20 protein-coding genes are annotated in these 22,765 nt (G+C 68.9%); 6 read left to right on the top strand and 14 right to left on the bottom strand.

Going from position 1 to position 22,765, the window contains the following annotated elements:
- Positions 1-291: 291 nt before the first annotated feature.
- The 5 genes from ABDZ66_RS09330 to ABDZ66_RS09310 form a co-directional block, all read right to left on the bottom strand.
- Complete coding sequence (locus tag ABDZ66_RS09330; RefSeq protein WP_343758104.1) at positions 292-1,197, bottom strand: acyltransferase; 906 nt, start codon at positions 1,195-1,197, stop codon at positions 292-294.
- 413 nt (positions 1,198-1,610) lie between these two features.
- Positions 1,611-2,321: a prepilin-type N-terminal cleavage/methylation domain-containing protein gene (locus tag ABDZ66_RS09325; RefSeq protein WP_343758102.1), complete on the bottom strand. Its 711-nt coding sequence runs from the start codon at positions 2,319-2,321 to the stop codon at positions 1,611-1,613.
- 1 nt (position 2,322) lies between these two features.
- Entirely contained in the window at positions 2,323-2,793 is a 471-nt protein-coding gene (locus ABDZ66_RS09320) for a prepilin-type N-terminal cleavage/methylation domain-containing protein (RefSeq protein WP_343758100.1), read from the bottom strand.
- Complete coding sequence (locus ABDZ66_RS09315; RefSeq protein ID WP_343758098.1) at positions 2,783-3,244, bottom strand: prepilin-type N-terminal cleavage/methylation domain-containing protein; 462 nt, start codon at positions 3,242-3,244, stop codon at positions 2,783-2,785. The genes ABDZ66_RS09320 and ABDZ66_RS09315 overlap by 11 nt, the downstream gene beginning before the upstream one ends.
- The gene (locus ABDZ66_RS09310) at positions 3,241-5,154 is read right to left on the bottom strand and encodes a hypothetical protein (protein WP_343758096.1); all 1,914 of its coding nucleotides are present in this window, start codon (positions 5,152-5,154) and stop codon (positions 3,241-3,243) included. Before ABDZ66_RS09310 ends, ABDZ66_RS09315 begins: the two co-directional genes overlap by 4 nt.
- Positions 5,155-5,406: 252 nt before the next feature.
- Between ABDZ66_RS09310 and ABDZ66_RS09305 the strand changes: the two genes are divergently transcribed.
- Positions 5,407-7,140 carry a dynamin family protein gene (locus ABDZ66_RS09305; protein ID WP_343758094.1) on the top strand — a complete coding sequence of 578 codons (1,734 nt, stop codon included), beginning with the start codon at positions 5,407-5,409 and terminating at the stop codon, positions 7,138-7,140.
- Positions 7,141-7,362: 222 nt separating this feature from the next.
- Here ABDZ66_RS09305 and ABDZ66_RS09300 read toward each other — a convergent pair whose 3' ends face one another.
- Positions 7,363-8,097, bottom strand: a complete 735-nt coding sequence (locus ABDZ66_RS09300) for an IclR family transcriptional regulator (protein ID WP_343758092.1) — start codon at positions 8,095-8,097, stop codon at positions 7,363-7,365.
- A 126-nt stretch (positions 8,098-8,223) separates the two neighbouring features.
- On the opposite strand from ABDZ66_RS09300, the gene ABDZ66_RS09295 reads away from it, so the two are divergent.
- Complete coding sequence (locus ABDZ66_RS09295; protein WP_343758090.1) at positions 8,224-8,652, top strand: c-type cytochrome; 429 nt, start codon at positions 8,224-8,226, stop codon at positions 8,650-8,652.
- Positions 8,653-8,665: 13 nt separating this feature from the next.
- Here the strand turns inward: ABDZ66_RS09295 and ABDZ66_RS09290 are convergent, their stop codons facing one another.
- The 4 genes from ABDZ66_RS09290 to pgeF form a co-directional block, all read right to left on the bottom strand.
- The gene (locus ABDZ66_RS09290) at positions 8,666-9,949 is read right to left on the bottom strand and encodes a type IV pilus twitching motility protein PilT (RefSeq protein WP_343758087.1); all 1,284 of its coding nucleotides are present in this window, start codon (positions 9,947-9,949) and stop codon (positions 8,666-8,668) included.
- 49 nt (positions 9,950-9,998) lie between these two features.
- A complete protein-coding gene (locus ABDZ66_RS09285) occupies positions 9,999-12,677 on the bottom strand; it encodes an ATPase, T2SS/T4P/T4SS family (RefSeq protein ID WP_343758085.1) in 2,679 nt (892 codons plus the stop codon).
- Positions 12,678-12,781: 104 nt separating this feature from the next.
- Complete coding sequence (locus ABDZ66_RS09280) at positions 12,782-13,288, bottom strand: YqeG family HAD IIIA-type phosphatase (protein ID WP_343758083.1); 507 nt, start codon at positions 13,286-13,288, stop codon at positions 12,782-12,784.
- Positions 13,285-14,076, bottom strand: coding sequence for a peptidoglycan editing factor PgeF (pgeF, locus tag ABDZ66_RS09275; RefSeq protein ID WP_343758081.1), 792 nt, complete (start codon positions 14,074-14,076; stop codon positions 13,285-13,287). The genes ABDZ66_RS09280 and pgeF overlap by 4 nt, the downstream gene beginning before the upstream one ends.
- A gap of 156 nt (positions 14,077-14,232) precedes the next feature.
- Between pgeF and ABDZ66_RS09270 the strand changes: the two genes are divergently transcribed.
- Positions 14,233-15,021 (top strand): enoyl-ACP reductase FabI, encoded by a 789-nt coding sequence (locus tag ABDZ66_RS09270; protein ID WP_343758079.1) that lies wholly within the window; start codon positions 14,233-14,235, stop codon positions 15,019-15,021.
- Between the two features lie 49 nt (positions 15,022-15,070).
- Here the strand turns inward: ABDZ66_RS09270 and ABDZ66_RS09265 are convergent, their stop codons facing one another.
- A complete protein-coding gene (locus ABDZ66_RS09265) occupies positions 15,071-15,448 on the bottom strand; it encodes a winged helix-turn-helix transcriptional regulator (RefSeq protein ID WP_343758077.1) in 378 nt (125 codons plus the stop codon).
- 182 nt (positions 15,449-15,630) lie between these two features.
- Between ABDZ66_RS09265 and ABDZ66_RS09260 the strand changes: the two genes are divergently transcribed.
- From ABDZ66_RS09260 to ABDZ66_RS09250, 3 genes are all read left to right on the top strand, one after another.
- Positions 15,631-16,563 (top strand): NADP-dependent oxidoreductase, encoded by a 933-nt coding sequence (locus ABDZ66_RS09260; protein WP_343758075.1) that lies wholly within the window; start codon positions 15,631-15,633, stop codon positions 16,561-16,563.
- Between the two features lie 91 nt (positions 16,564-16,654).
- Positions 16,655-17,068, top strand: coding sequence for an isochorismatase family protein (locus ABDZ66_RS09255; protein WP_343758073.1), 414 nt, complete (start codon positions 16,655-16,657; stop codon positions 17,066-17,068).
- Complete coding sequence (locus tag ABDZ66_RS09250) at positions 17,065-18,099, top strand: M42 family metallopeptidase (RefSeq protein ID WP_343758071.1); 1,035 nt, start codon at positions 17,065-17,067, stop codon at positions 18,097-18,099. Before ABDZ66_RS09255 ends, ABDZ66_RS09250 begins: the two co-directional genes overlap by 4 nt.
- A 131-nt stretch (positions 18,100-18,230) precedes the next feature.
- Here ABDZ66_RS09250 and lon read toward each other — a convergent pair whose 3' ends face one another.
- From lon to clpP, 3 genes are all read right to left on the bottom strand, one after another.
- Positions 18,231-20,663: an endopeptidase La gene (gene lon, locus ABDZ66_RS09245; RefSeq protein WP_343758068.1), complete on the bottom strand. Its 2,433-nt coding sequence runs from the start codon at positions 20,661-20,663 to the stop codon at positions 18,231-18,233.
- A 138-nt stretch (positions 20,664-20,801) separates the two neighbouring features.
- On the bottom strand, positions 20,802-22,010 hold the full coding sequence (gene clpX, locus ABDZ66_RS09240) for an ATP-dependent Clp protease ATP-binding subunit ClpX (RefSeq protein ID WP_343758066.1): 1,209 nt from the start codon (positions 22,008-22,010) through the stop codon (positions 20,802-20,804).
- Entirely contained in the window at positions 22,007-22,621 is a 615-nt protein-coding gene (clpP, locus tag ABDZ66_RS09235; RefSeq protein WP_425544417.1) for an ATP-dependent Clp protease proteolytic subunit, read from the bottom strand. Before clpP ends, clpX begins: the two co-directional genes overlap by 4 nt.
- Positions 22,622-22,765 lie beyond the last annotated feature (144 nt).

The raw sequence follows: 22,765 nt of genomic DNA, 5'->3' as shown, positions 1-22,765 counted from the left end.
GGCGAAGCAGAGAATGGAGGCATCGGACGGACTCCGATTGAATGGCTTTGTAAGCCGTTCAATCCGAGCGGATGCGACTCGTAGAGCTGCTCCGCAGAGGAGGAGCCGGGCGGGTTCCGGACGTGGAGCTGGCAGTCCGGTGAACTTCCGGATTGTCGGCGAAACAAACGGAACCCGTACCAGACGTCAGCTGTTCCGAATGCCGCCATCCGGAGAACTGCTGTAACCACCAGCAGAGAGCGGGCCGCCGGTCAGGAATGCCGGCGGCCCGCTCCGTTCACGACGACCCGCTCAGCGTTCCCCGGTCACCACGCGGCGTCCCGCCACCTCATCCTCGGACGCCACCCGCGTCTGATTCGGCGTGGGCTCCGGGAACTCCGGGTTCGCCTTCCGGTCCGGCGCCCGCACGAACGACCGCGAATCCACCAGCACCTCCTGCGGCCCCCGCACCTTGAACCGCGTCGTGCGCGCCGGCACCCCCATCGCAATCCCATGCGGCGGAATATCACTGCGCAGCAGCGCGTGCGTCGCCAGCATCGCGTCATCACTGACCACGCTGCCCGCCAGAACCGTCGAATGGTACGTGATCCGCGCTCCCCGCCCGATCACCGTGCGCCGCAACGTCACGTCCGGGCCGTCCAGCACGCTGTGCGTGTGGCTGTACACGTTCACGTAATCACTGATGCTCGCCCGGTCGTGCAGCTCGATCCCGCCGATGTCATCCAGCAGCACATGCCGGTGAACGACCACGTCATCCCCGACCTCCATGTTGTACCCCACGCTGAACTCCACGTTCTGCCAGCACTTGAAATCCCGCCCCACCCGCCGGAAGATCCGCTCCGCCAGCACCCGCCGCACCGGAATGCCCAGCACCGGATTCTGCCCCACCGGCGTCAGGTCCAGGTTCTTCCACAGCCACAGCAGCGGCTTGACCCGCTCAAACTGCGCCGCGTCCGTCGCCAGGTAGTACTCCGCCTCGAACGTCACGTTCCGCGCGTCCAGGTTCAGGGCCGCCAGCGGCGCGTCCGCCAGCAGCGCCGCGTAGGGCCGGCCATACATCGCCTCGGCCAGCACCTCACGCGCCAGCACGAACCGGTCCGTTCCCGGATCCGACAGGCGCGCCTCCAGATCCCGCAAGAACTCACCGTACGCCGACTGCGCGTCACGACCCACATCCACCGGCTTCAGCCAAGTCACCCCCACACTCTACCGCCCACAGTGAAAAACAAAGTGGGGTGAATCCTGAAAGGCAAAGCCCGCTGGGTCCGAGCGGATGCGACTCGGAGAGCTGCGCCGCAGAGAAGGAGAGAAACGCCCCTCCGGACGTGGAGCTGGCCATCCGGTGAAGTTCCGGAGTGTCGGCGAAACAAACGGCAGTCCGGATCATACGGACTCCGATTGAATGGCTGACAAAGCCGTTCAATCCGAGCGAGGCGAGCAGGAGCCGGGCGGGTTCCGGACGTGGAGTTAACAGATCGGTGGTGTTCCGTGAACGAAACAAACGGCAGTCCGTATCAGACGCGACGGAGCAGCGGCCCTCCGAGTGTGTTGTCGGAGGGCCGCCTGTACGGAGGCTGTACGGAGGCTGTGCGGAATCGCAGCGGGAAGGCTCAGCGAACGTTGCGGCCGACGATTGATGCCCGGATCGGCGTCTGGGACAGGATGGGCAGCACCGTGACGGAACTGCCGGACGCCTTCTGGAAGCGCAGGCGGTACGTGATCGCCTGATCGGACTCGGAGGTGAACAGGGGTTCGGCAGTCGTCGGGGTGCGCACGTACTCGGCCAGCAGCAGCGCCTGTGCGTTCGTTGCCGGCGCGACTGCCACGGTCAGCGGTGCCGTGCAGGCTGCCGCCGTGACCGGCACCTCGAATTCCATCAGCACCTGGGACGTTTCGGCGCTGTTGGCCGGGATGTCCTGGGTGTCCGGCATCTGCTCGTTGTACCGGGCGCGGCTCAGCAGGTAGTAGGCGTACAGCATGGGAGTGCTGCCCGATACCGTACTGGCCGGCACGACGAACGCAACGAAGGGATCGGTGCCCACCCGCCAGACGGTCGTGTTCGCCGCATTCTTGGTGCCGGCTACGCCCGCAGGCAGGGTAACCGCCGTGTTCTGCGGGAACACGGCGCAGGCCTCACGCAGGCGGGCGCTCAGCAGGCTGCTGGCCACCGTCGCCTCCGAGGTCAGCTGGGACCGCGTGGTCAGGACCGCGTTGGCCTGCGCCGTGCTGGTCGTCAGGGCGTACGCGGCGCTCAGGACCAGCAGCGAGAGGGCCAGCGCGATCAGGATTTCAATCAGGGTCAGTCCGGCAGTGGGTTTCACATCAGCCTCCGTAGATCTCGAAGGTCAGCTCGGCTGCCGGCCCATTGGCGCTGCCCGACTGTACCCGGACCCGCCGGACACTGTTCGCCGGCCGCTCCGTGGCCGCCGAGCAGTTGGTGTTCAGGCCGTAACTGCTGCTGACGGTGAACGTTCCGTCCGGGTTTGGCGTGACGTCCCAGACGGTCACCGTCATGTCGGTGGGTACGGGGAAGCTCTCGGTGCACGAGCGGGCCAGGCGGTAATCCCCCCGGGTCCCGGCGGGCGAGGTCATGGCCGCGGGGTCCAGCCAGTGACGCCGCAGGTCCTCAACCAGTTCCTGTACGCGGACCGTGTTGTTCTGCCGCTGCTCGCTCTGCCGGTTGGACCGGAACAGACCGGTCAGGGAGGCGCTCACCATGGCCAGCACGATCGCGAGCAGGGCGATGGAGATCAGCACCTCGAGCAGCGTGAATCCCTGTGTCTTACGATCCATCCTGAACCACCTTTCCCGTCACGCCGACCGTGCGGAGTGTCTTCTGTGTCGTACCGCTGGACCGTTTCACAACGATGGTGGCGGCCGCGCCGCTCAGTTCACTGTACGGGGCGCTGTAGGTCAACTTGACGTTCGCGGGCGTGCTGGTGACCTGCAACCCGTACGGTAACGTGACCGTTTCCGCGACGTCGTTCACCGTCATCCGGTACGACGTGCTGCTGATGACCTCGAAGGTGGCGTCCTTGTTGTACCGCATGGCGCCGCTGCGCACCCGTTCGATGTCCCCGGCGACCTGTCTGGCTCCTTCCTGCATCTGTTGCGACTGCAGGTATCCCAGCAGGCTGTTCCCGGCGATGGCGAGCGCGATTCCGAGGACAGCGATCACGATCAGGATCTCGATCAGCGTGAATCCCTGGGTGTGCGCCGGTCGCGTGGCAGCCGCCCGGTTCATTGGTCTTTCTCGGCGCGGAAGTTCTGCGGGTCACTGAGTCTGGCGAAGTTGGGCGTCGCCTCGTACTGCCCCTGGGTGGGGAAGAAGGGAGGCGTGAGCCCCTTGCCCAGGCGGTCATCCCACTTGAAGTTGCGGGAGTAGCCGCGCCCGGGCGTGCCGACCTGACCGACACCCTGCGACTGCTCCTCGATGATGCCGCCGGTCAGGTTGATCTTGGGAGTGGTGGTGCCGGTGGTGCGCAGGGTGGTGTAATCGACCGTGCCGAAGCCCTTGCCGGTGGCGCTCGCCATCAGGGTGCCGTCGATGGTGATGTCCTGGTTGGCCGGGCCGTTCACCTTGATGTTGCCCCCCTCGGAGTACACGCCGAGCACGTTGCTGGAGTCCGGTTTGTCCTTGGCGTTGTCGGTGTAGGTCAGGTTGTCCTTGATGAAGATGTCGCCCGCGGCGGCCACGGTCAGCTGGGATTCCGCCGCGACGTCCGGGGTGTCCGTGCCATCACCGCGCAGGCCCTTGCTGCCCTTGGTGTTCTGGTCACCGATGGCCCCGTCCACGAAGACCATCCCGTTGAACGTGCTGTTGGTCATGGTCTTCTTGACGACGCCGTTTTCCCTGACGGTCCAGGCCGTGGAGCTGGTCTGCTCGAACACCGTGGTTTTGCTGCCCTGAACGATCTCGATCCGCTGGAAGTTGCCGTTCTTGGAGAGTTTGAGGTCGTCCACGTTGCCCTTCACGTAGATGCCGCCGGTGCCGTTGCTGCCGAAGCCGCTGCCGGTGTTGCTGGCGGTGGCGGTGCCGGAACTGAAGTACACGCCGTTCGTGGTCGCGCTGGCCGCGCCGAATTTAGCCGTCAAGCACAGGGCAGTCGTGGTCGTGCACTCGCCAGCCTGTACTCCGGCCGCCGCGAGGCGCTGGTCGTTCGCGTTGCTGGGCAGGGCGACCGAGGGGACCCCGAGCTGATACCCCCCCTTGAACATGGTGCTGGCCGAGGGTTTGTTGGTCGTGGAGTATTCCAGGGTGGGGGAGGTCGCGGTGTACTTCCCGAGGAAGCGCGGGCCTGTGTTGGCAGCGGCGGCATAGAAGAGCGGAGCGGTGCTCCCCTGGGCGCCGTTGGCGTGAACCCGGCCCTCGAAGGTGTCCTCGTCCCAGAAGACGAGGCGACCCCCGGTGGGCAGGGTGCGGCGGTTGACGAAGTACTGGTACTCGGAGAAGGGAGGCTGTGAGACCCTGATCTCGCGGTCCTGCAGGCTGCCGGCCGAGTAGGTGCGCTGCGCGACAACCTGGCCGCCACTTTCGAGCGTGGTGCTGGAGATCACCGGGTTGGATTTGAGCAGGACCCGCAGGGTGTTGTCCGGGTAGACGCGAACCTCGGTCAGGGTCAGTCCGCCCTTCACCTCGGTGTTCAGGGTGCCGGTGGCGGTGCTGGGGGTGGCGGTGGTCTTGCTGAGCAGCACGGCGTCCTTGCCGCTGAACATGTTGCGCCAGTAGGCTTTCCAGGCGTCGTCGCTCATGCTGGCCGGCTTGGCGACGTTGTTGCGGAAGAAGGTCAGCTGGTTGTCCAGGGCGCTGCCGCTCAGACGCGGGATGTCGCACAGTTTCTGCCCGGCGACTGGCAGCGTGAAAATGTTCAGCGGCAGCGTGACGGCGCTGGCCAGGCCGCACACCGCGCCCAGCTGGTTCAGGATGCTGCTCTGCTGGGTGCCCTGCGGAATGACGATGCTGTTCAGCGAGCGGGCGTACAGGTCCACCTGCGCCTGCGCGCGGGCCAGGGCGGATTCGGCCGCGTACTGCGCTTCCAGGCTGAGGCGGTTGTCGTTGGTGTTGCGCTGACTGTTCAGCGTGACGGTCGCCGTCATGGACAGCACCACCGCGATCACCAGGCAGCCGCCCAGGACGGTCACGATGGTGGTCATGCCGCTCTCATGGCCGGCCGGGCGCCGCAGCCGGAGGGACCGGTCGAGACTTCTGGTGGCGGGTGACGGGTGGTCATTCATGCCTTCAGCGTGCCACCTGAAGCCTTACAGGGGATGCACAAATTCGCACACTGACGGGGTTTTCCGCCCGTTGTGGTGCACCTGTTCGGGTGGGTTGCCCCTGTTCGGGGGCAGTGGGTGGTGGGGGTTTGCTGAAGGTGTGGTCAGGTGGGGCCGGGTAGGCTGTCTGGCATGTTGGTGTCGAGTCGGGTGCAGGAGCTGCTGGGGCGTGAGCGGGCGCTGCTGGGTGACGTGCTGGGGCTGCTGGTGGGGCAGGGGGCGCCGCCGGAGGCGGTGGAGGCGGCGCGCGTGGCGGGCCGGGCGCTGGACGAGGCGTTCCTGCTGGTGGTGGTCGGGGAGTTCAATGCCGGGAAGAGTTCGTTCGTGAATGCGCTGCTGGGCGCGTCGGTGCTGCCGGAGGGCGTGACGCCCACCACGGACCGGATTTACGTGCTGGTGAACGGGGAGGTGGCGGGGCAGATGGAGGCCACCCGCGATCCCTTCGTGAGTCGCCTGACGTACCCGCTGCCGTCGCTGGAGGGGGTGGCGCTGGTGGACACGCCGGGCACGAACGCGATCATCCGGCAGCATCAGGCGCTGACCGAGGGGTTCCTGCCGCGGGCGGATCTGGTGTTGTTCCTGACGTCGGCGGACCGGCCGTTCACGGAGTCCGAGCGGCAGTTCCTGTCGCTGGCGGCGCGCTGGGGCCGCAGCGTGGTCATGGTGGTGAACAAGGCGGACCTGCTGGAGACGCCGGAGCAGAAGGCGCAGGTGCGGGCGTTCGTGGAGGCGGGCGCGCGGGGCGTGCTGGGCCTGACGCCGCCGGTGCTGCTGGTCAGCGCGCGGGCCGAGCAGCGGGGCGGGGACGTGGGCTTTCACGCGCTGCGGGAGGTGCTGCGCGTGCGGCTGTCCGAGGTGGAACGCACGCGCCTGAAGCTGCTGAGTCCGCTGGGAACGGTCGCGGAGTTGCTGGCGGGCGAGGAGGCGCGGGGGGCGGCGGCCCGGCAGACGCTCGCGGAGGACCTGGGGGTGCTGCGCGAACTGGAGGAGCGGCAGCGGGCGCATCAGGAGAGCACGCTGGGGGAGCTGGACGGGCAGCTCAACCGCGTGAACCGCCTGCTGAGCGAGTTCGAGGTGCGCGCCGACCGGTTCATCGACGAGAAGTTGCGGTTCGGGAACCTGCGGGGTCTGCTGAACGGCCGGGAGCTGGAGGAGGCGTTCCGGCGGGAGGCGGTGGCGGAGTTGCCCGACGCGATCGACCGGCAGTTCGGGACGATGATTGACCGGTTCGTGGAGGTGAACCTGGGCTTCTGGGAGGACGTGCAGGTGTTCCTGGCGCGGCGGCAGCCGGAGTCGGCGGTGGCCCGGACGCGTTTCAGTTACGACCGGGCGGCGCTGCTGGAGGGCATTGCGGGCAGCGCGCAGCAGCATCTGGAGGCGACGACGCAGACGGAACTGGCGCGGCAGCTGTCGCGGGACGCGGAGGACGCCATGAAGGGCGCCGTGGGCGGCCTGGCGGGCGGTCTGGGCATCGGGGCGGGGCTGGGGGCCCTGATCGGGGCGTCCGCGCTGGATTTTACGGGTGGGATCCTGGCGGGCCTGACGCTGGGCAGCCTGGGGCTGTTCGTGCTGCCGAACAAGCGGCTGCAGGCGCACCGGCAGTTGCGGGAAAAGGTCGCGGCGCTGCGCGAGGCCCTGGAGCGGATCGTGCGCAGCGAGTATGGCCGTGAGCAGGAGCGGGCGGATACCCGGCTGCGGGACGCGGTGCGGCCGTTCACGCAGTTCACGGCGCAGGAGCAGACGCGGCTGAACGACGCCGGGCAGAAACTGGCGGCCCTGCAACTGGAACTGGAGGCGCTCCGTACCGAGGTGCAGGCGCTGGCGGCGCCCCCGTCGTCCCCGCCGGCTGGGGGAGCGGCCGACTGATACGGACTCCGTTTGTTTCGTTAACAGATCGGAACACCACCGATCTGTTAACTCCACGTCCGGAGCCCGTTTTGCTCCTTCTCGCATCCGCTCGGATTGAACGGCTTTGTAAGCCATTCAATCGGAGTCCGTATGACAGATCGGAACCCGTCCCGCTCCTCCCTGCAGCCGAGTCCGTATGCATTCGGCTGTGAGGGTGGGGGGGCCGAGCGTGAGGGGCGGTCAGGGCAGCGTTTCGGCCTCGCGGACGATCTGCAGCACGCGTTCGCGGATGCTGCGTTCCTCGCGCAGGTAGCGTTCGGCGCTCATCTGCACGCCGATGGCGGCGACCACCGTGTCGCCGATGTGACCGTCGTTCAGGCCGCTGTGCAGCGCGTGGTACGGCACGCCCAGCGTGCACTGGCCGGGAATCCATTCCTCGATGGAGTACGCGTAGCCCAGGCGGCGGACCTTCGCCACTTCGGTCTTCCATTCGTCCAGGGAGGTGATGGAGCTGGGCGTGCAGGCGGCGAAGCTGCGCGGCGTGATGTCGGCGTGCGCGTACAGGATCTTGCCGCTGGCGGTGGCGGTGGCGGGCAGGTACACGTCGAGCGGCAGGTCGATGTCGGCGTCCGGGTGTCGTTCGCGGATGGTGGCGACGACCTCCTCGCCCTCCAGGATGCACAGGAACGCCACGGCGCGGACTTCCAGGGCCAGGCGCGTGATCAGGGCGCGGGCCTCCGGGAACCAGGGCAGCGAGGCGGTCAGCTGGGCGCCCATCTCGGCGAGGTGCCAGGACAGGCGGTACTTGCCGGCCGGGGTGCGGCGCAGGAAACCGGCCTCGGTCAGGCCGGCGAGGTAGGCGTGCGCGGTGGCGCGGGGCACGCTGAGATGGGAGGCCAGCGCCCGGACGCCCCATTCGGGCTGTTCGGCGCTGAAAGCACCCAGAATGTTGGCCGCTTTCTGAAGGGAGAGCACACGTCCAGCCTACAGGGACAAGGCCGGATTGTATACATCGTCCGGCCGCGGCGCGCGGTCTTGACCCGGTGCAAGTCCGCACGCCGGAGCGCGGGCCACCTGCCGCGACACGGTACAGTGCCGGACGTGTTCCTGCCCACCACCGCGCGCCTTCCGCTGGCCCTGCTGACCCTGTCCCTGCTGACCCTGGCCGGCGTGACGACCGGCGCGCCCGCCACGCCCCCCACGCCTGCCCAGGCGCAGCAGGTGCGCGGCGAGACGCTGTACGTCCTGGCCTGCGCCATGTGCCACGGCGACCGCCTCGAGGGCCTGAGCGGCCCCAGCCTGCGCGGCGAGAGTTTCGAGGCGGCGTTCGCGTCCATGCCGCCCCTGGGCCTGCACGACCTGATCCGCGACACCATGCCGGACGGACTGCGGGGCAGCCTGACCCCGCAGGAGGTGCTGGACCTGACCGCCTACCTGCTGCGCGAGAACGGCCGGGTGCTGCCCGAAGGGGGCCTGGACGCGAACGCCCTCTCCGAACTGCTGGCGCGGGACGGGCACCCGCGCCCCTGAGCCGCGTCTGCCCTCAGCGGCGGCCGTAACCTCCGCTGCCGCCGCCCATCTCGGGCGTGCTGGTGGACGCCGAGCCCCGGCCCACATCCGCGCCGCGGCCCACGCCTGCATCCGCGCGGCCCCCGTACCCCCCGGTCGCCGGTGTCGTCACCGGCGCGAAGCCCGCCACCGGCGCGCTGCCGTACCCGGCGGGCGCCGCGGCGCTGCCGCCGGCCGCGCCGACCGTGGGGTCGTTGGCGAGCCGCGCGAACTCCTTGCTGTCCACGGCGCGCTCCACCCCCACGTCGAAGGAGATGATGCGGCGGCGGTACAGGTTCGCCAGGAAGGCGTCCATGGTGACCATGCCCTCGCGCGCGCCGGTCTGCATGACCGACGTGATCTGGAAGGTCTTGCCCTCGCGGATCAGGGCCCGCACGGCCGGATTGGCGATCAGCAGCTCGTACGCCAGGATGCGGCCCTGCCCGTCCAGGCGCGGCAGCAGCTGCTGCGTCATGACCGCCACGAGGTTGTTCGCCAGCTGCACGCGGATCTGCTCCTGCTGCTCTTCCGGGAACACGTCCACGATACGGTCGATGGATTCCGGCGCGCTGTTGGTGTGCAGGGTGCCCATCACCAGGTGCCCGGTCTCGGCGGCGGTCACGGCGGCCTTGATGGTCTCATAGTCACGCATTTCGCCGACCAGGATCACGTCGGGTGCCTGACGCAGCACGGCGCGCAGGGCGTCGTTGAAGCTCATGGTGTCCGCCCCGACCTCACGCTGGTTGATGATGCACTGCTTGTGCGTGTGCATGAACTCGATGGGGTCCTCGATGGTCATGATGTGCAGCTTCTTGGTGGTGTTGATGTAGTCGATCATGGCCGCCAGCGTGGTGGATTTCCCGGAGCCGGTCGGGCCGGTCACGAGCACCAGGCCGCGCGGCGCGTTGGCGATGTCGATGACGTTCTGCGGCAGGCCCATCTCCTGGGCGCTCTTGATCTTGGTGGGAATCAGTCGCAGCACGCCGCCCACGTTGCCGCGCTGCATGAAGGCGTTCACGCGGAAGCGGGCCTTCTCGCCCAGCGCGAACGAGAAGTCCAGCTCGCGGCGTTCCTCGAAGGTCCGCTGCTGCTTTTCGTTCATCATGGAGTACATCAGTTTGCGGGTCTCGGTGGCGGCCAGTTCCGTGAAGCCCTGCGAGTCGTACACGCCCTGCAGCTTGAACTGCGGGGCGAGCCCCACGGTGAGGATCACGTCGGACGCGCCCTTCTCGGCGGCGAAACGCAGGATGTCGGTGATATCGGCGGCAGGCTGGGTCATGGGGGTACCTCGGGGGGGAACGTGGGGGCGGGCGGGTGGCTTCCGGGGCTTACTTGCTGGTGACGGCCAGCACCTCCTCCAGGGTGGTGATGCCGGCCAGCGCCTTCTCGATGCCGTCCTGGCGGAGCGTCTTCATGCCGCTCTGGGTCATGGCGACCTCGGCGATCTCGGTGGCGTTCTTGCCGGACCCGATGGCCACCCGCAGCGGCTCGTCGATGACCATCAACTCGTGGATGCCCATGCGGCCCTTGTAGCCGGTGCCGCCGCAGCGGTTGCAGCCGGCGCCGCGCATCAGCTGCGCGCCGCGCAGGTCGCGTTCGGTGATGCCGAGGCGGCGCAGCACGTCCGGGTCGGCGTTGGTGGGGGCCTTGCAGTCCGGGCAGACCTTGCGCACGAGGCGCTGGGCGACCACGCCCACCACGGCCGCGCCGATGTTGAAGTGCTCGACGCCCATCTCCTCGAGGCGCACGATCGCGCCCGGCGCGTCGTTGGTGTGCAGCGTGGCCAGCACGAGGTGACCGGTCAGGGCGGCTTCCACGGCGATCTTGGCGGTCTCGGTGTCGCGGATCTCGCCCACGAAGATGATGTCGGGGTCCTGTCGCAGGAAGGCTCGCAGCGCGCGGGCGAAGGTCATGCCCGCCGTGTTGTTCACCTGCGACTGGATGATGCCCGGAATCTCGTACTCGACCGGGTCCTCGATGGTGGTGGTGTTCTTCTCGGGAACCGCGATGCGCTTGAGGGTGGAAAAGGACGTGAAGGATTTGCCCGAACCCGTCGGGCCGGTCACCAGGAAGATGCCGTTGGGCTTGTGGATGGTGTCCAGGTAACGCTGGTAGTTGTGTTCACTGAAGCCCAGCTGCTCGACTTCCGGGATGTTGCTGGCCTTCTGCAGCAGACGCATGACGGCCTTCTCGCCGTACACGGTGGGCAACGTGGACAGTCGCAGGTCGAGGTCGATGCTGCCCTTCTTGAAGCGGATGCGGCCGTCCTGCGGGACGCGGCGCTCGCTGATGTCGAGGTGGCCCATGATCTTGATGCGCGCCAGGATGCTCTGCGAACTGCCCTTGGGCAGCTCGTTCTGCTCGCGCAGGATGCCGTCCACGCGGTAGCGGACCTTCAGGGCCGTCTCGGTCGGCTCGATGTGGATATCGCTGGCTTCCTGCAGCGCCGCCTCGCGGATGATGTTGTCCACGACGCGCACCACGGCGTTGTCGTCCAGGCCGGCGCTGACGTCGGTGTCTTCCTGGCGTTTGGTGTCCTTGTCACGCTGCTTGCTCTCCTGCACCAGCCGCTGGTTCAGGTCCGCCATGTCCTTGCTGCCGAAGTACCGTTCGATCAGGCGGACGATGTCCTTTTCCGCCATGACGGCCGGAATGACCTCGCGGCCCGTGATCAGCTTCAGGTCGTCGAGGGCGAACACGTTGCGCGGGTCCTTCATGGCGATGACCAGCGCCTCGCCCTGCAACCTCACCGGGACCACCCCGTAGCGGCGGGCGGTGCTTTCCGGGATCAGCAGCGCCACCTTGCTGTCCGGCGGGTTCTGGACCGGATCCAGGAACTCGTAGCCGAGCTGCGCGGCCAGCGAGCGCGCCAGCATCTCCGGACTGAGCTTCCCGGACTGCACCAGCGTGTCTTCCAGGCGACCACCGCCGGAATTTTGTTTCTGCAGGGCGTTGTCGATCTCCTCGGCCCCGGCGAAGCCGAGTTCCACGATCACCTCACCCAGCGGCTTGACGCGGCCCTCGCGGGCCTGCACCTGCAGCGCCTCGCGCAGCTGCGCGCGCGACAGGGTGCCCTGCTGCACCATCTGCTCGCCCAGACGCCCGCGCTGCGGGTAGAACCGCTCGATCAGCAGTTCCACGTCGCGGGGCTTGGCGAGGATCAGCTGCACCGAGCGGCCCACGAGCGCCTCGATGTCCTCGCGTTTGCGGGGGTCGCTGGCGACCACGGTCACGCCGCTGTCGGTCTCGTCGACCGGCACGGCGTTCAGGCGCAGCGCGTCGGCGCGCAGCATGCTGCCCAGCACGTCCTCGCTGGGCTGGAAGTCGCGCGGGTTGCGCAGGAACACCGCGCCCACCTGCTCGGCCAGCACCTCGTACAGCTGGTCTTCGGTGATCGCCTTCTGCGCGATCAGGGTGGCGCCCAGCGGCTCACCGGTCTGCTGCTGCGAATCCAGCGCCACCTGCAGCTGCGCGTCGGTGATCAGGCCGCGCGAGATCAGGCGCTGGCCCATCATGCCGCCGCCGCTGTTGCCCTCGGCGTCGGCGGGCAGTTCGGCCTGCAGGTTCAGGTCCGGGTAGTTCGTGGCGATCGCCCACATGATCTGGTCGCGCAGCGCCTGGTACGGTTCGATGTTCAGGCCGCTGTCGTCCTCGAGCGCCTCGATGCTCATGCTGGACAGCGGATCCACGATGGCCACGCGCAGCGTGTTGCCGTCCACCGCGAAAGGGAAGGCCTGCACGCTCAGCGCGGTCTGGGGACGCACGGCCGCCAGCGCCTGCGGTTCGGGCGTGACGACCAGCAGGTTCACGAGCGGAATGCCGAGCGCCTCCTCGATGGCCCGCGCGATGCGTTTCTCGCCGACCAGTCCGGAGTCGATCAGGATCTCCGCGAGGCGCCCGCCGACCTCGGCGTGGCGGACCAGGGCTTTTTGCAGGTCCGTGTCGTTCACGTACCCCTGTTCGAGCAGGATGGCGCCCAGGCGCCGGTCACCGATTGAGAGTGCCATGTTGTGTCTCCTTGTTCAGGCCCGGTCGGGCCGCGCGGCGTGAGGGAAGGTGAGGAAAAGCGGGGGCCGCGTGTCGGCGGGGCGGGTCCGTGGGTACCGTCATGTCAGTGGTTCCAGTCATGCCCGTAGCGTTTCAGGACCGCGCGTTCCAGCCGGCGGGCCACGCGGGTGTGCGGCAGGGCGTTGGTGGCCAGCGGGCGCACCAGGACGGTGTACATGCCGCTCAGGTTGCCGCCCAGCACGTCCGTGAACAGCTGATCCCCGACCATGCCCACCTGGTGCGGCGGGAGGCCCAGTTCACTCAGGGCGCGGCGGAAGGCGCGGGGGTTGGGTTTGCCGGCCAGTCCGACGCCCTGGAATTCCAGTTTCTCAAGCCAGAACGCCGCGCGCCGCCCGGTGGCGTTGCTCAGCAGGTACAGGCCCACCCCCGCCAGTTTCAGGTCGCGCACCCAGGCCAGGGTGCTGGCCACGCCCCGCGCGTCGTAACTGCCGTACGGGACGAGGGTGTTGTCGAGGTCCAGCAGCAGGCCGTGCAGGCCCCGGTCCGCCAGGAATTCCGGCGTGAGGTGCGTGACGTGATCGATCACGTCACGGGGGCGCAGCAGGCTCACGCCTGACCCCGCACCGGCGTGTCGCCCAGGGCCTGCTGACCGATCACGGCCCACATGCGCCCGGTGCGGCCCGCGTCGCGGCGGTACGAGTAGAAGTCCGCTTCCGTCGAGCAGCGGCCACTCACCCACACCTGCGCGTCCGGCACGCCCGCTTCCCGCAGCACCGCGCGGTTGGCGCCGGCGAGATCCAGGTGCCAGGTGGGATCGCCGCGCAGTTCGTCCTCGTCGGCACCCACGTGCGCTCCCAGGCCCGCCTGCGCGAAGGCCAGCGCGACCTCCTCGCCGACCGGGTACGCGGCGGCGCGGATGCCGGGGCCGACGGCGGCCCGGATCCGCGCCGGGTCGGCGCCCAGTTCGGTCATGGCCTGCACGGTGCGGGCGGCCACGCGGCCCAGCGTGCCCTTCCAGCCGGCGTGCGCGGCGCCGATCACGCCGGCCTGCGGGTCCTGCAGCAGCAGCGGGTAGCAGTCGGCCGTGCCGATGGCGAGCAGCACCCCGGCGTCGGCGGTGACGAGGGCGTCCCCGGTCCAGTGGCCGCCCGCGCGGGCGTGCACCACGTCCGTGCCGTGCACCTGGGTCAGGCGGGCCACCTGCGCGGGCGTGAAGCCCAGCGCCGCGCACAGCCTCTGGCGGTTTTCCTGCACGTGCGCGGGGTCGTCTTCACGGTCGTCGAGGTTCAGCCCACCGTAGGGACCGGTGGACACGCCACCGGCACGCGTCGTGAAGGCGTGCGGCGCAGTGAGGTGCGGCGCGCGGATCAGCATCAGGCGTTCAGTATGCAGGGTCATCTCTCACCGGATTCTGACGCGTCAAGGCCCACACCGGGGGATGCCGCCTTCATGCAGCGGTGTGGGCCGTTCCCCCCCGCCGCCAGCCGGCCGGGAGCGGACCGCGTTTTGCACCCGCTTCAGCAGGCGCCCGCGCGGGTTGCTAGAGTCCCCCCCATGAGTGTCAGCATTGACTTGAGCGGCAAGACGGCCCTGGTGATGGGCGTGGCGAACGCACGCAGCCTCGGCTGGGCCATCGCGGAGCAGCTTCTGGCGGCCGGGTGCCGCGTGGGCTTCTCGTACCAGGGTGAGCGCCTGAAGGGCGAACTGGACAAACTGCTCGCCGGACGCGAGAACGTCTGGACCCAGCAGGCCGACGCGACCAGCGAGGACGACCTGGGCGCCCTGTTCGGCCGCGTGAAGGACGAGTTCGGCGGGCTGGACTACCTCGTGCATTCCATCGCGTTCGCGCCGCGCGCCGCCATGGACGGCCGCTTCCTGGACACCACCGAGGCCGACTGGAACACCGCCCTGAACGTCAGTGCGTACACGCTGGTCTCCACCTGCCGGCACGCCGAGAGCCTGCTGCGACCCGGCGGCAGCGTGATCAGCCTCACCTACCACGCCTCGCAGAAGGTCGTGCCCAAGTACAACGTGATGGGCGTCGCCAAGGCCGCGCTGGAAGCCACCACCCGCTACCTGGCCAGCGAGATGGGCGCGGCGGGCGTGCGCGTGAACACCATCAGCGCCGGCCCCATGCGGACCATCGCGGCCCGCTCCATCCCCGGCTTCGGGACCATGTACGAGAAGGCCGCCGAGGCCGCCCCGCTGGGCCGCAACGCCACGCCCGACGAGGTCGGCAAGCTCGCGCTCTTCCTGCTTTCCGACCTGGGCAGCGGCATGACCGGGCAGACCGTGTACGTGGACGCGGGCTCCAGCATCATGGCCATGAAGGCCGACAGCTGAGGACGGAGGTATACGGGGCGCGGCGGGCCAGACGGGCCTGCCGTGCCATTCAGGCGTCCGGGGTGGGCAGGGTCGGATCGGACGGGCTGGCGCGTTCGCGGTACGCGGCTCCCCAGGCCAGCATGGCGCGCACGATGGGTTCCAGCGTCAGGCCCAGCGGGGTCAGCGAGTACTCGACTTTCGGCGGCACCTGCGGGTAGACCTCGCGGTGGACCAGTCCGTCGGCTTCCAGTTCCCGCAGTTGCAGGGTCAGCATGCGCTGCGTGACGCCCGGCATGCGCCGCTGCAACTCCGAGAAGCGGCGCGGCCCGCCCAGCAGGTGGTAGATCGCCACGGCCTTCCACTTCCCGCCGATGACGGCCACGGTGGTCGTGACGGGACAGGGCAGGGGGGTGGCAGATGCGGGCGGTCCGGCGGGCGCGGTCATGCCCGCACGGTACCAGTTCACGGTTCCCAGAATGTGCGTACCTACCGGAAGTGTACGTACTTGGCAAGACGTGGGTACCCTGGCAGACTGAGGGCGCCGCAGGGGGAAACCGCCCGCCTGCCTCCCCTCTTTCCCGTTCAGAACGGCGGGCGCCTCCGGGCGGACCCGCCGCAGGAGTCCCCATGCCCATTCCCGAGACCATGACCGTCATGGAAATCCAGCAGCCCGGCGGCCCCGAAGTCCTTCAACCCGCCACCCGCCCCGTTCCCACGCCCGGCCTGGGTGAGGTGCTCGTGCGCGTGCAGGCGATCAGCATCAACCCCGTGGACACCAAGTGGCGCGCCGGGGGACCCCTCAGGGAATTCCCGGTCGTGCTGGGCTGGGACGTGTCCGGCGTGATCGAGGCAGTCGGGCCGTACGTGATGGAATTCGCGGCGGGTGACGAGGTGTTCGGCATGCTGGCCTTCCCGCAGCTGCCCGGCGCCTACGCCGGGTACGTCCTGGCCCGCACGGCCGACATCACCCTGAAACCCGCCGCGCTGAGTCACGAGGACGCCGCCGCCATGACCCTGGCAGCCCTGACCGCGCATCAGGCGCTGGAGAAGATGGACCTGCGCGCCGGTCAGCGCGTCCTGATCCACGCCGGGGCCGGGGGTGTCGGGCACTACGCGGTGCAGCTGGCCCGTGCGCGCGGCGCACACGTGATCGCCACCGCCTCGGCCGGGAACGTGGACTTCGTGCGCGGCCTGGGGGCCGACGAGGTCGTGGATTACCACGCGCGGCCCTTCGAGGAGCAGGTGCAGGACGTGGACGCCGTGTTCGACACGGTGGGCGGCGACACCACGGACCGCTCGTTTGCCGTGATCCGTCCCGGCGGCTGGCTGGTGTCCATCACGGCCGCGCCGTCCGAGGCACTGGCGCAGGAGCGGGGCGTGCACGCCACCCGGATTCTGGTGTACCCGTCGCGCGCGCACCTGAACGAACTGGTGCGGCTGGTCGCGGCCGGGCAACTGCGCTCGCACGTCAGCCGGGTGTTCCCGCTGGCACAGGTGGCCGACGCTCACCGCGCCCAGCAGACCGGCCGCACGGTCGGCAAGCTCGTCCTGCGCCCCTGAAGGCCCGCACCCCCGGTCATCGGCCGCAGCAGGCTTGAGCGGTCCTGAGGATTGCGGCGTGGGGCGGGACCGCTGCCTTATTCTGGGCGGCATGATCCTCACCCCGAACGCCCTGCTGCTGCTGAACGCGCAGCGTCACGACCTGGAGGACCGCCGCGACGAGCGGGCGCTGGCACGCGACTGGGCGCACCACGTGGACGAGGCCCGCGCGGCCGGGTGGCTGGTGGCGTTCGTGCAGTGGGACGCGCCGCGCGGCGCGGACTGGCAGACCTTCTCCAAGGCCTGGACGCTGCACCCGGACTTCCGGGCCGAGCAGGGCGACGTGCTGGTCCGCGCCGCCCGCCCGGACGCCTTCGAGGGCTCGGAACTGGCTGCCCAGCTGCACGGGCGGGCCGTGCAGACCCTGCACCTGCTGGCGCTGCCGGGCACGCCGGAACTCACGGCGACCCTGGCCTCCGCGCACACCGAGGGATTCCGGGTGGCGGAACTGGAGGTGCCGGCGTGAGCGGCCTGAACCTCGAGTACACCCTGGACGTGCTGGTGCGCCTGCTGGACACGCCCAGCCCCACGGGCTTCACGGACCGCGCCGTGACCCTGATCGAGTCGGAACTGCGGGCGCTGGGCGTGCCGGGCAGGCGGACCCGCAAGGGCGCGCTGACCTGGGAGGTGCCGGGCACCGGCGCGGGGCACGTGACGTTCAGCGGGCACGTGGACACGCTGGGCGCGATGGTCAAGGGCGTCAAGGACAGCGGCCGGTTGCGGCTGTGGGGGCTGGGCGGGTACGACTGGGCGACCGTGGAGGGCGAGGACGTGCGCGTGCACACCCAGGCCGGGCGGGAACTGACAGGTACGGTCGTGAACGTCCGCCAGAGCACGCACGTGCACGGCGCGGCGCTGCGGGACCTGAAACGCGAGGCGGCCGTCATGGAGGTCCGGCTGGACGAACCGGTGTCCGGCGCGCGGGACGTGCAGGCGCTGGGCGTGGGCGTGGGGGACTTCGTGAGTTTCGACGCGCGGCCCCGCGTGACCGGCAGCGGCTACGTGAAGGCCCGCCACCTGGACAACAAGGCGGCGGTCGCGGTGTTCCTGGCGGTCACGCGCGACCTGCTGGCCCGCCCGGCGGGCGTCACGGCCGCCTTTCACATCACGACCTACGAGGAGGTCGGGCACGGCGCGGCCACCGGCATTCCCGCGCACACCGACGAGCTGATCGCGGTGGACATGGCGGCGGTGGGCGAGGGCCAGACGAGCAGCGAGCATCACGTGACGCTGTGCGTCGCGGACGGCGGCGGGCCGTACGATCATGCGCTCGGCAACCGCCTGCGCGCGGCGGCGCTGGAGGCCGGCGTGGACCTGCGGGTGGACATCTACCCGTTCTACGCCTCGGACGGCACCGCGGCGTGGCGGGCCGGCGGGGACTACCCGGTCGCGCTGATCGGACCGGGCGTGGACGCCAGTCACGCCTACGAACGCACCCACACCGACGCGCTGCGCGCCACGGGCGACCTGATGCTCGCGTACCTGCGCCGCCCCTGATACGGACTCCGGTTGAATGGTCTTTGCAGCCCATTCAATCGGAGTCCGTATGACAACCCGCCGCCAGTCCGTCAACCGGCAAGGAGCGTTCCCGCAGCCGTGACTGCGGGAACGCTCCTTGCCGGGACGGGTTACGCGCCGGGTTGCGTGGCGGCTTTGCCCAGCGGGACGGGAATGGTTCCTTCCGCCTCGGGCTTGGGCAGCAGCAGCAGGTCCAGGACCTCGCCGACCCGCTCGGCGGCGTGCACGCGCAGGTCACCGCGGATGCTGTCCGGCACCTCCTGCAGGTGCGGTTCGTTGTCCTTGGGAATGATGACCTCGCGGATTCCGCCCTGGTGCGCGGCCAGCAGCTTCTCCTTGACGCCGCCGATGGGCAGCACCCGGCCGCGCAGACTGATCTCGCCGGTCATGGCGACGTCCATCCGCACGGGGCGGCCGGTCACGGCGCTGATCACGGCCGTGGCGATCGTGATGCCGGCGCTGGGGCCGTCCTTGGGCGTGGCGCCGTCCGGGAAGTGCACGTGCAGGTCCATGGTCTTGTGGAAGTCCGGGTCGGCGCCGTAGCGGGCGGCGTTGGCGCGCAGGTAGGCGATGGCGGCCGAGACGCTCTCCTTCATCACGTCGCCCAGCGAGCCGGTCATGACGATCTTGCCGGTGCCGGGCGTGGCGAGCGCCTCCACGAGCAGCATGGTGCCGCCCACGCTGGTCCACGCGAGGCCCTGGGCCACGCCGACCTGCGGTTCCTTCTCCATCTTTTCCGGGCGGTGCACGGGTACGCCCAGGTAGTCCGGCACCTGCGCCGCGTCGATGACCTTCACGCCGTCCCAGTCGCTCTCGAGCAGTTCACGGGCGGCCTTGCGGGCCAGTTTGCTGATCTGCCGGTCGAGGTTGCGCACGCCGCTCTCGGCGGTGTACTCCTCGACGATGCGGTTGAGGGCGGCGTCCGTGATCTCCAGCCTGCCGGTCAGGCCGTGGCTCTTGATCTGGCGGGGCACGCGGTAACGCCGGGCGATCTCGACCTTCTCCGGCTGGGTGTAGCCGGGAATGTTGATGATCTCCATGCGGTCCAGTAGCGGGCGCGGGATGGTCTGCAGGCTGTTGGCGGTCGTGATGAACATCACCTGCGACAGGTCGTACGGGACTTCCAGGTAGTGGTCCTGGAAGGTGTGGTTCTGTTCGGGGTCGAGCACTTCCAGCATGGCGCTGCTGGGGTCGCCGCGCCAGTCGCTGCTCATCTTGTCGATCTCGTCGAGCAGGATCACGGGGTTCGTGACGCCCGCGTTCTTCATGGCCTGGATGATCCGGCCCGGCATCGAGCCGATGTACGTGCGGCGGTGACCGCGGATCTCGGCCTCGTCACGCACGCCGCCCAGCGCCATGCGCACGAACTTGCGGTTGAGGCTGCGGGCGATGCTCTTGCCCAGGCTGGTCTTGCCGACGCCGGGAGGGCCGGCCAGGACCAGGATCGGGGCGCGCAGTTCGGCGTCGTCCGTGCGTTCCTCGGCGCTGCGTTCCTTGCGGGCCGCCTCGCTCTCGCCGGCTTTGTGGGTCAGCTGCCGCACCGCCAGGAATTCCAGGATGCGGTCCTTCACGTCGCCCAGCGCGTAGTGGTCGGCGTCCAGGATCTCGCGGGTCCGCTGGATGTCGAGGATCTCCTCGTCACGTTTGCTCCAGGGCACGTCGACCAGCCAGTCGATGTAGTTGCGGACGACGGTGCTCTCGGGGCTGCCGCCGGGCGTGCGCTCCAGGCGCTGGAGTTCCTTCAGCGCCTTCTCCTTCACGCTGTCGGGCATACCGGCCGCCTCGATCTTCTCGCGCAGCGCCTCGATCTCGGCGGGGCTGTCCTCGCCGCCGCCGAGTTCCTTGCCGATGGCCTTCATCTGCTCGCGCAGGTAGTACTCGCGCTGGTTGGCGTCCATCTGTTCCTTGACGCGCCCCGCGATCTTCTTGTCCATGTTGAAGCGTTCGGTGTCGCGGCCCAGGAACTTCAGCACGCCTTCCAGTCGGGCGCGCAGCGCGACGGCCTGCAGGATCTCCTGCTTCTCCTCGGGCGTCCAGGTGGCGTGGTGCGTGACCTGGTCGGCCAGCGCCCCGGCGTCCGTCAGGGCCTTGAGGCCCTCGAGCTGGTAGTTGTCCAGGCGCAGGTTCTTGTTCTGGCGCTGGTACTCCTCGAAGGCGCTCTTGACCTCCTGGGCCAGCACGACGACCTCGCGGCTGTCGTCGGCGGGGGTGGGTTGCGTCTCGGCGCGCACGCGCATGTACGCCGAGGGCACCTCGTCCTGCACGGCGGCGCGTTCCTGGGCTTCCACCAGCACCTGGTAGGTGTTGTCGGGCATGCGCACGACCTGCTTGATGACCGCCAGGACGCCCATGTCGTGCAGTTCGGCGCGGGTGGGGTCGTCGGTGCGGGCGTCGCGCTGGGTGAGCAGCAGCACGCGGCGGTCGCTGGCCTGGGCCTCGTCGACGGCGCGTTTGCTCTTGGGGCGGCCCACGTCGACGTTCATGGTGACGCCAGGCAGGATCACGATGTTTCTTAAGGCGACTACGGGCAGTTCCCAGATCATGCTTGCTCCTTGCGGCCGCGCCGGGGTGGGCGCGGGAATACTTGAGTGTAACGCGGGGGTCGTGAAAGCGGACACCCCCGCACGGTGTCCCAGAAGTGTAGGGACCCGGGCAGGGGCTCGCTGTAATGTCTGTTGCGTTTAGGCAGACTTCTTGAGTCCCTTAGACTCAAGCAGGCCCATCGGGGCGTCGATGTGTTCCGCGTCGAAGCGCAGCTCCTTCAGGCCCTCCACCGGCAACTCGAACAGCAGGTCCGTCATGGCCTTCTCCAGCACCGCCCGCAGCCCACGCGCCCCGGTCTTGCGCTCACGGGCGCGGCGGGCCACCTCACGCAGCGCCTCCTCCGTGAACGACAGGTCCACGTCCTGGAACCCGAACAGCGCCTGGTACTGCGACACGATCGCGCCCTGCGGCTCGGTCAGGATCCGCACCAGCGCCTCCTCGTCCAGATCCTGAAGCTGCACCACCAGCGGCAGGCGACCCACGAACTCCGGGATCAGACCGAACTTCACGAGGTCCTCCGGCAGGAAACGCAGCTCCTCCTTCTCGTCACCCTTGTGCTCGGCCCCGAACCCCACCGCGCGCACGTTCGTGCGGCTGCGGCCGATGTCCGCGATCCCGTCGAACGCGCCGCCCACGATGAACAGGATGTTCTTCGTGTTCACCTGCACGAGCTCCTGCTGCGGGTGCTTGCGGCCACCCTGCGGCGGCACCTGCGCGACCGTGCCCTCGATGATCTTCAGCAGCGCCTGCTGCACGCCCTCACCGGACACGTCACGGGTGATGCTGGTGCCCTCGGACTTGCGGGCGATCTTGTCGATCTCGTCGATGTAGATGATCCCGCGCTCGGCGGCCGCCACGTCGTACTCGGCGGCCTGCAGCAGGCGCACGATCACGTTCTCCACGTCGTCACCCACGTACCCGGCCTCGGTCAGGGTGGTGGCGTCGGCAATCGCGAACGGCACCTCCAGCATCTCGGCGAGACTGGCGGCCAGCAGGGTCTTGCCGGTCCCGGTCGGCCCGATCAGCAGGATGTTGCTCTTCTGCAGGTTCACGTCCGGGTGCGCCAGCCGCTGGTAGTGGCTGACGACCGCCACGGCCAGCGCCTTCTTCGCCTCGTCCTGCCCGATCACGAACTCGTCGAGGTACGCCTTGATCTCGCGGGGGGTCGGCAGTTCCTCCAGGCTGAACTCCGCGCCCGCCTTCCTGTTCTGCTTGACCAGCTCGTGCGCCCGCTCGGTGCACTCGTTGCAGATGAACGCCGCGCGGCCCGGAGCCTCGATCAGCTGCGCGATCTGAGGGTGTTGCCGCCCGCAGAACGAGCAGCGGTCCCCACCATTCTTCGTCACTGTGCCTCAGCCTCCCCGGACCGGACGCGGTCCACCACACTGTCGATCAACCCGTAGCCCATCGCCTCCTGCGGCGACATGAAGTAGTCACGCTCCATGTCCCGCATCAGCTTCTCGTGCGGAATGCTGGTGTGCTCATGGTAGATCCCCACCAGCTTGTCACGCAGGTGCAGCACCTCCTTGGCCTGCACCTCCAGGTCCGGCGTGTTCCCGCGGAAGCCCGCCGACCCCTGGTGAATCATGATCCGGCTGTTCGGCAGCGCCATGCGTTTGCCCTTGTCGCCGGCCATCAGCAGCACGCTGCCCATGCTCATGGCGATTCCCACGCAGATCGTGCTGACCGGCGCCTTGATGTAGCGCATCGTGTCGTAGATGGCCAGGCCCGCGTACACCTCGCCGCCGGGGCAGTTGATGTACATCTGGATCTCCTGCTCCGGGTTCTGGCTGTCCAGCAGCAGCAGCTGCGCCACGATGGTATTCGCCATCTGCGACTCGATGGGCGTGCCCACGAAGATAATCCGGTCCTTCAGGAGGCGCGAGTAGATGTCGTACATCCGCTCGCCCCGCCCGGTCTGCTCGATCACGTAGGGAATCACGCTCATGAACGCGATTATCGCACGGCGCAGGAATGCGAACGTAGGCCAAACCTGACTTCACGCGGAAGATGCCCCCGTCCGCAGGGCGGCGCGGGCGAGCCGTCTCACCAGCCAGGCTGGCTGGGACGGCGCTGCAGGTCAGCCCGGCCGGGACCACCG

It is taken from the genome of Deinococcus depolymerans (genome assembly GCF_039522025.1).
In the GTDB taxonomy this organism is placed as follows: Bacteria; Deinococcota; Deinococci; order Deinococcales; family Deinococcaceae; genus Deinococcus; species Deinococcus depolymerans.
This window is presented reverse-complemented; position numbering and strand designations above follow the sequence as displayed.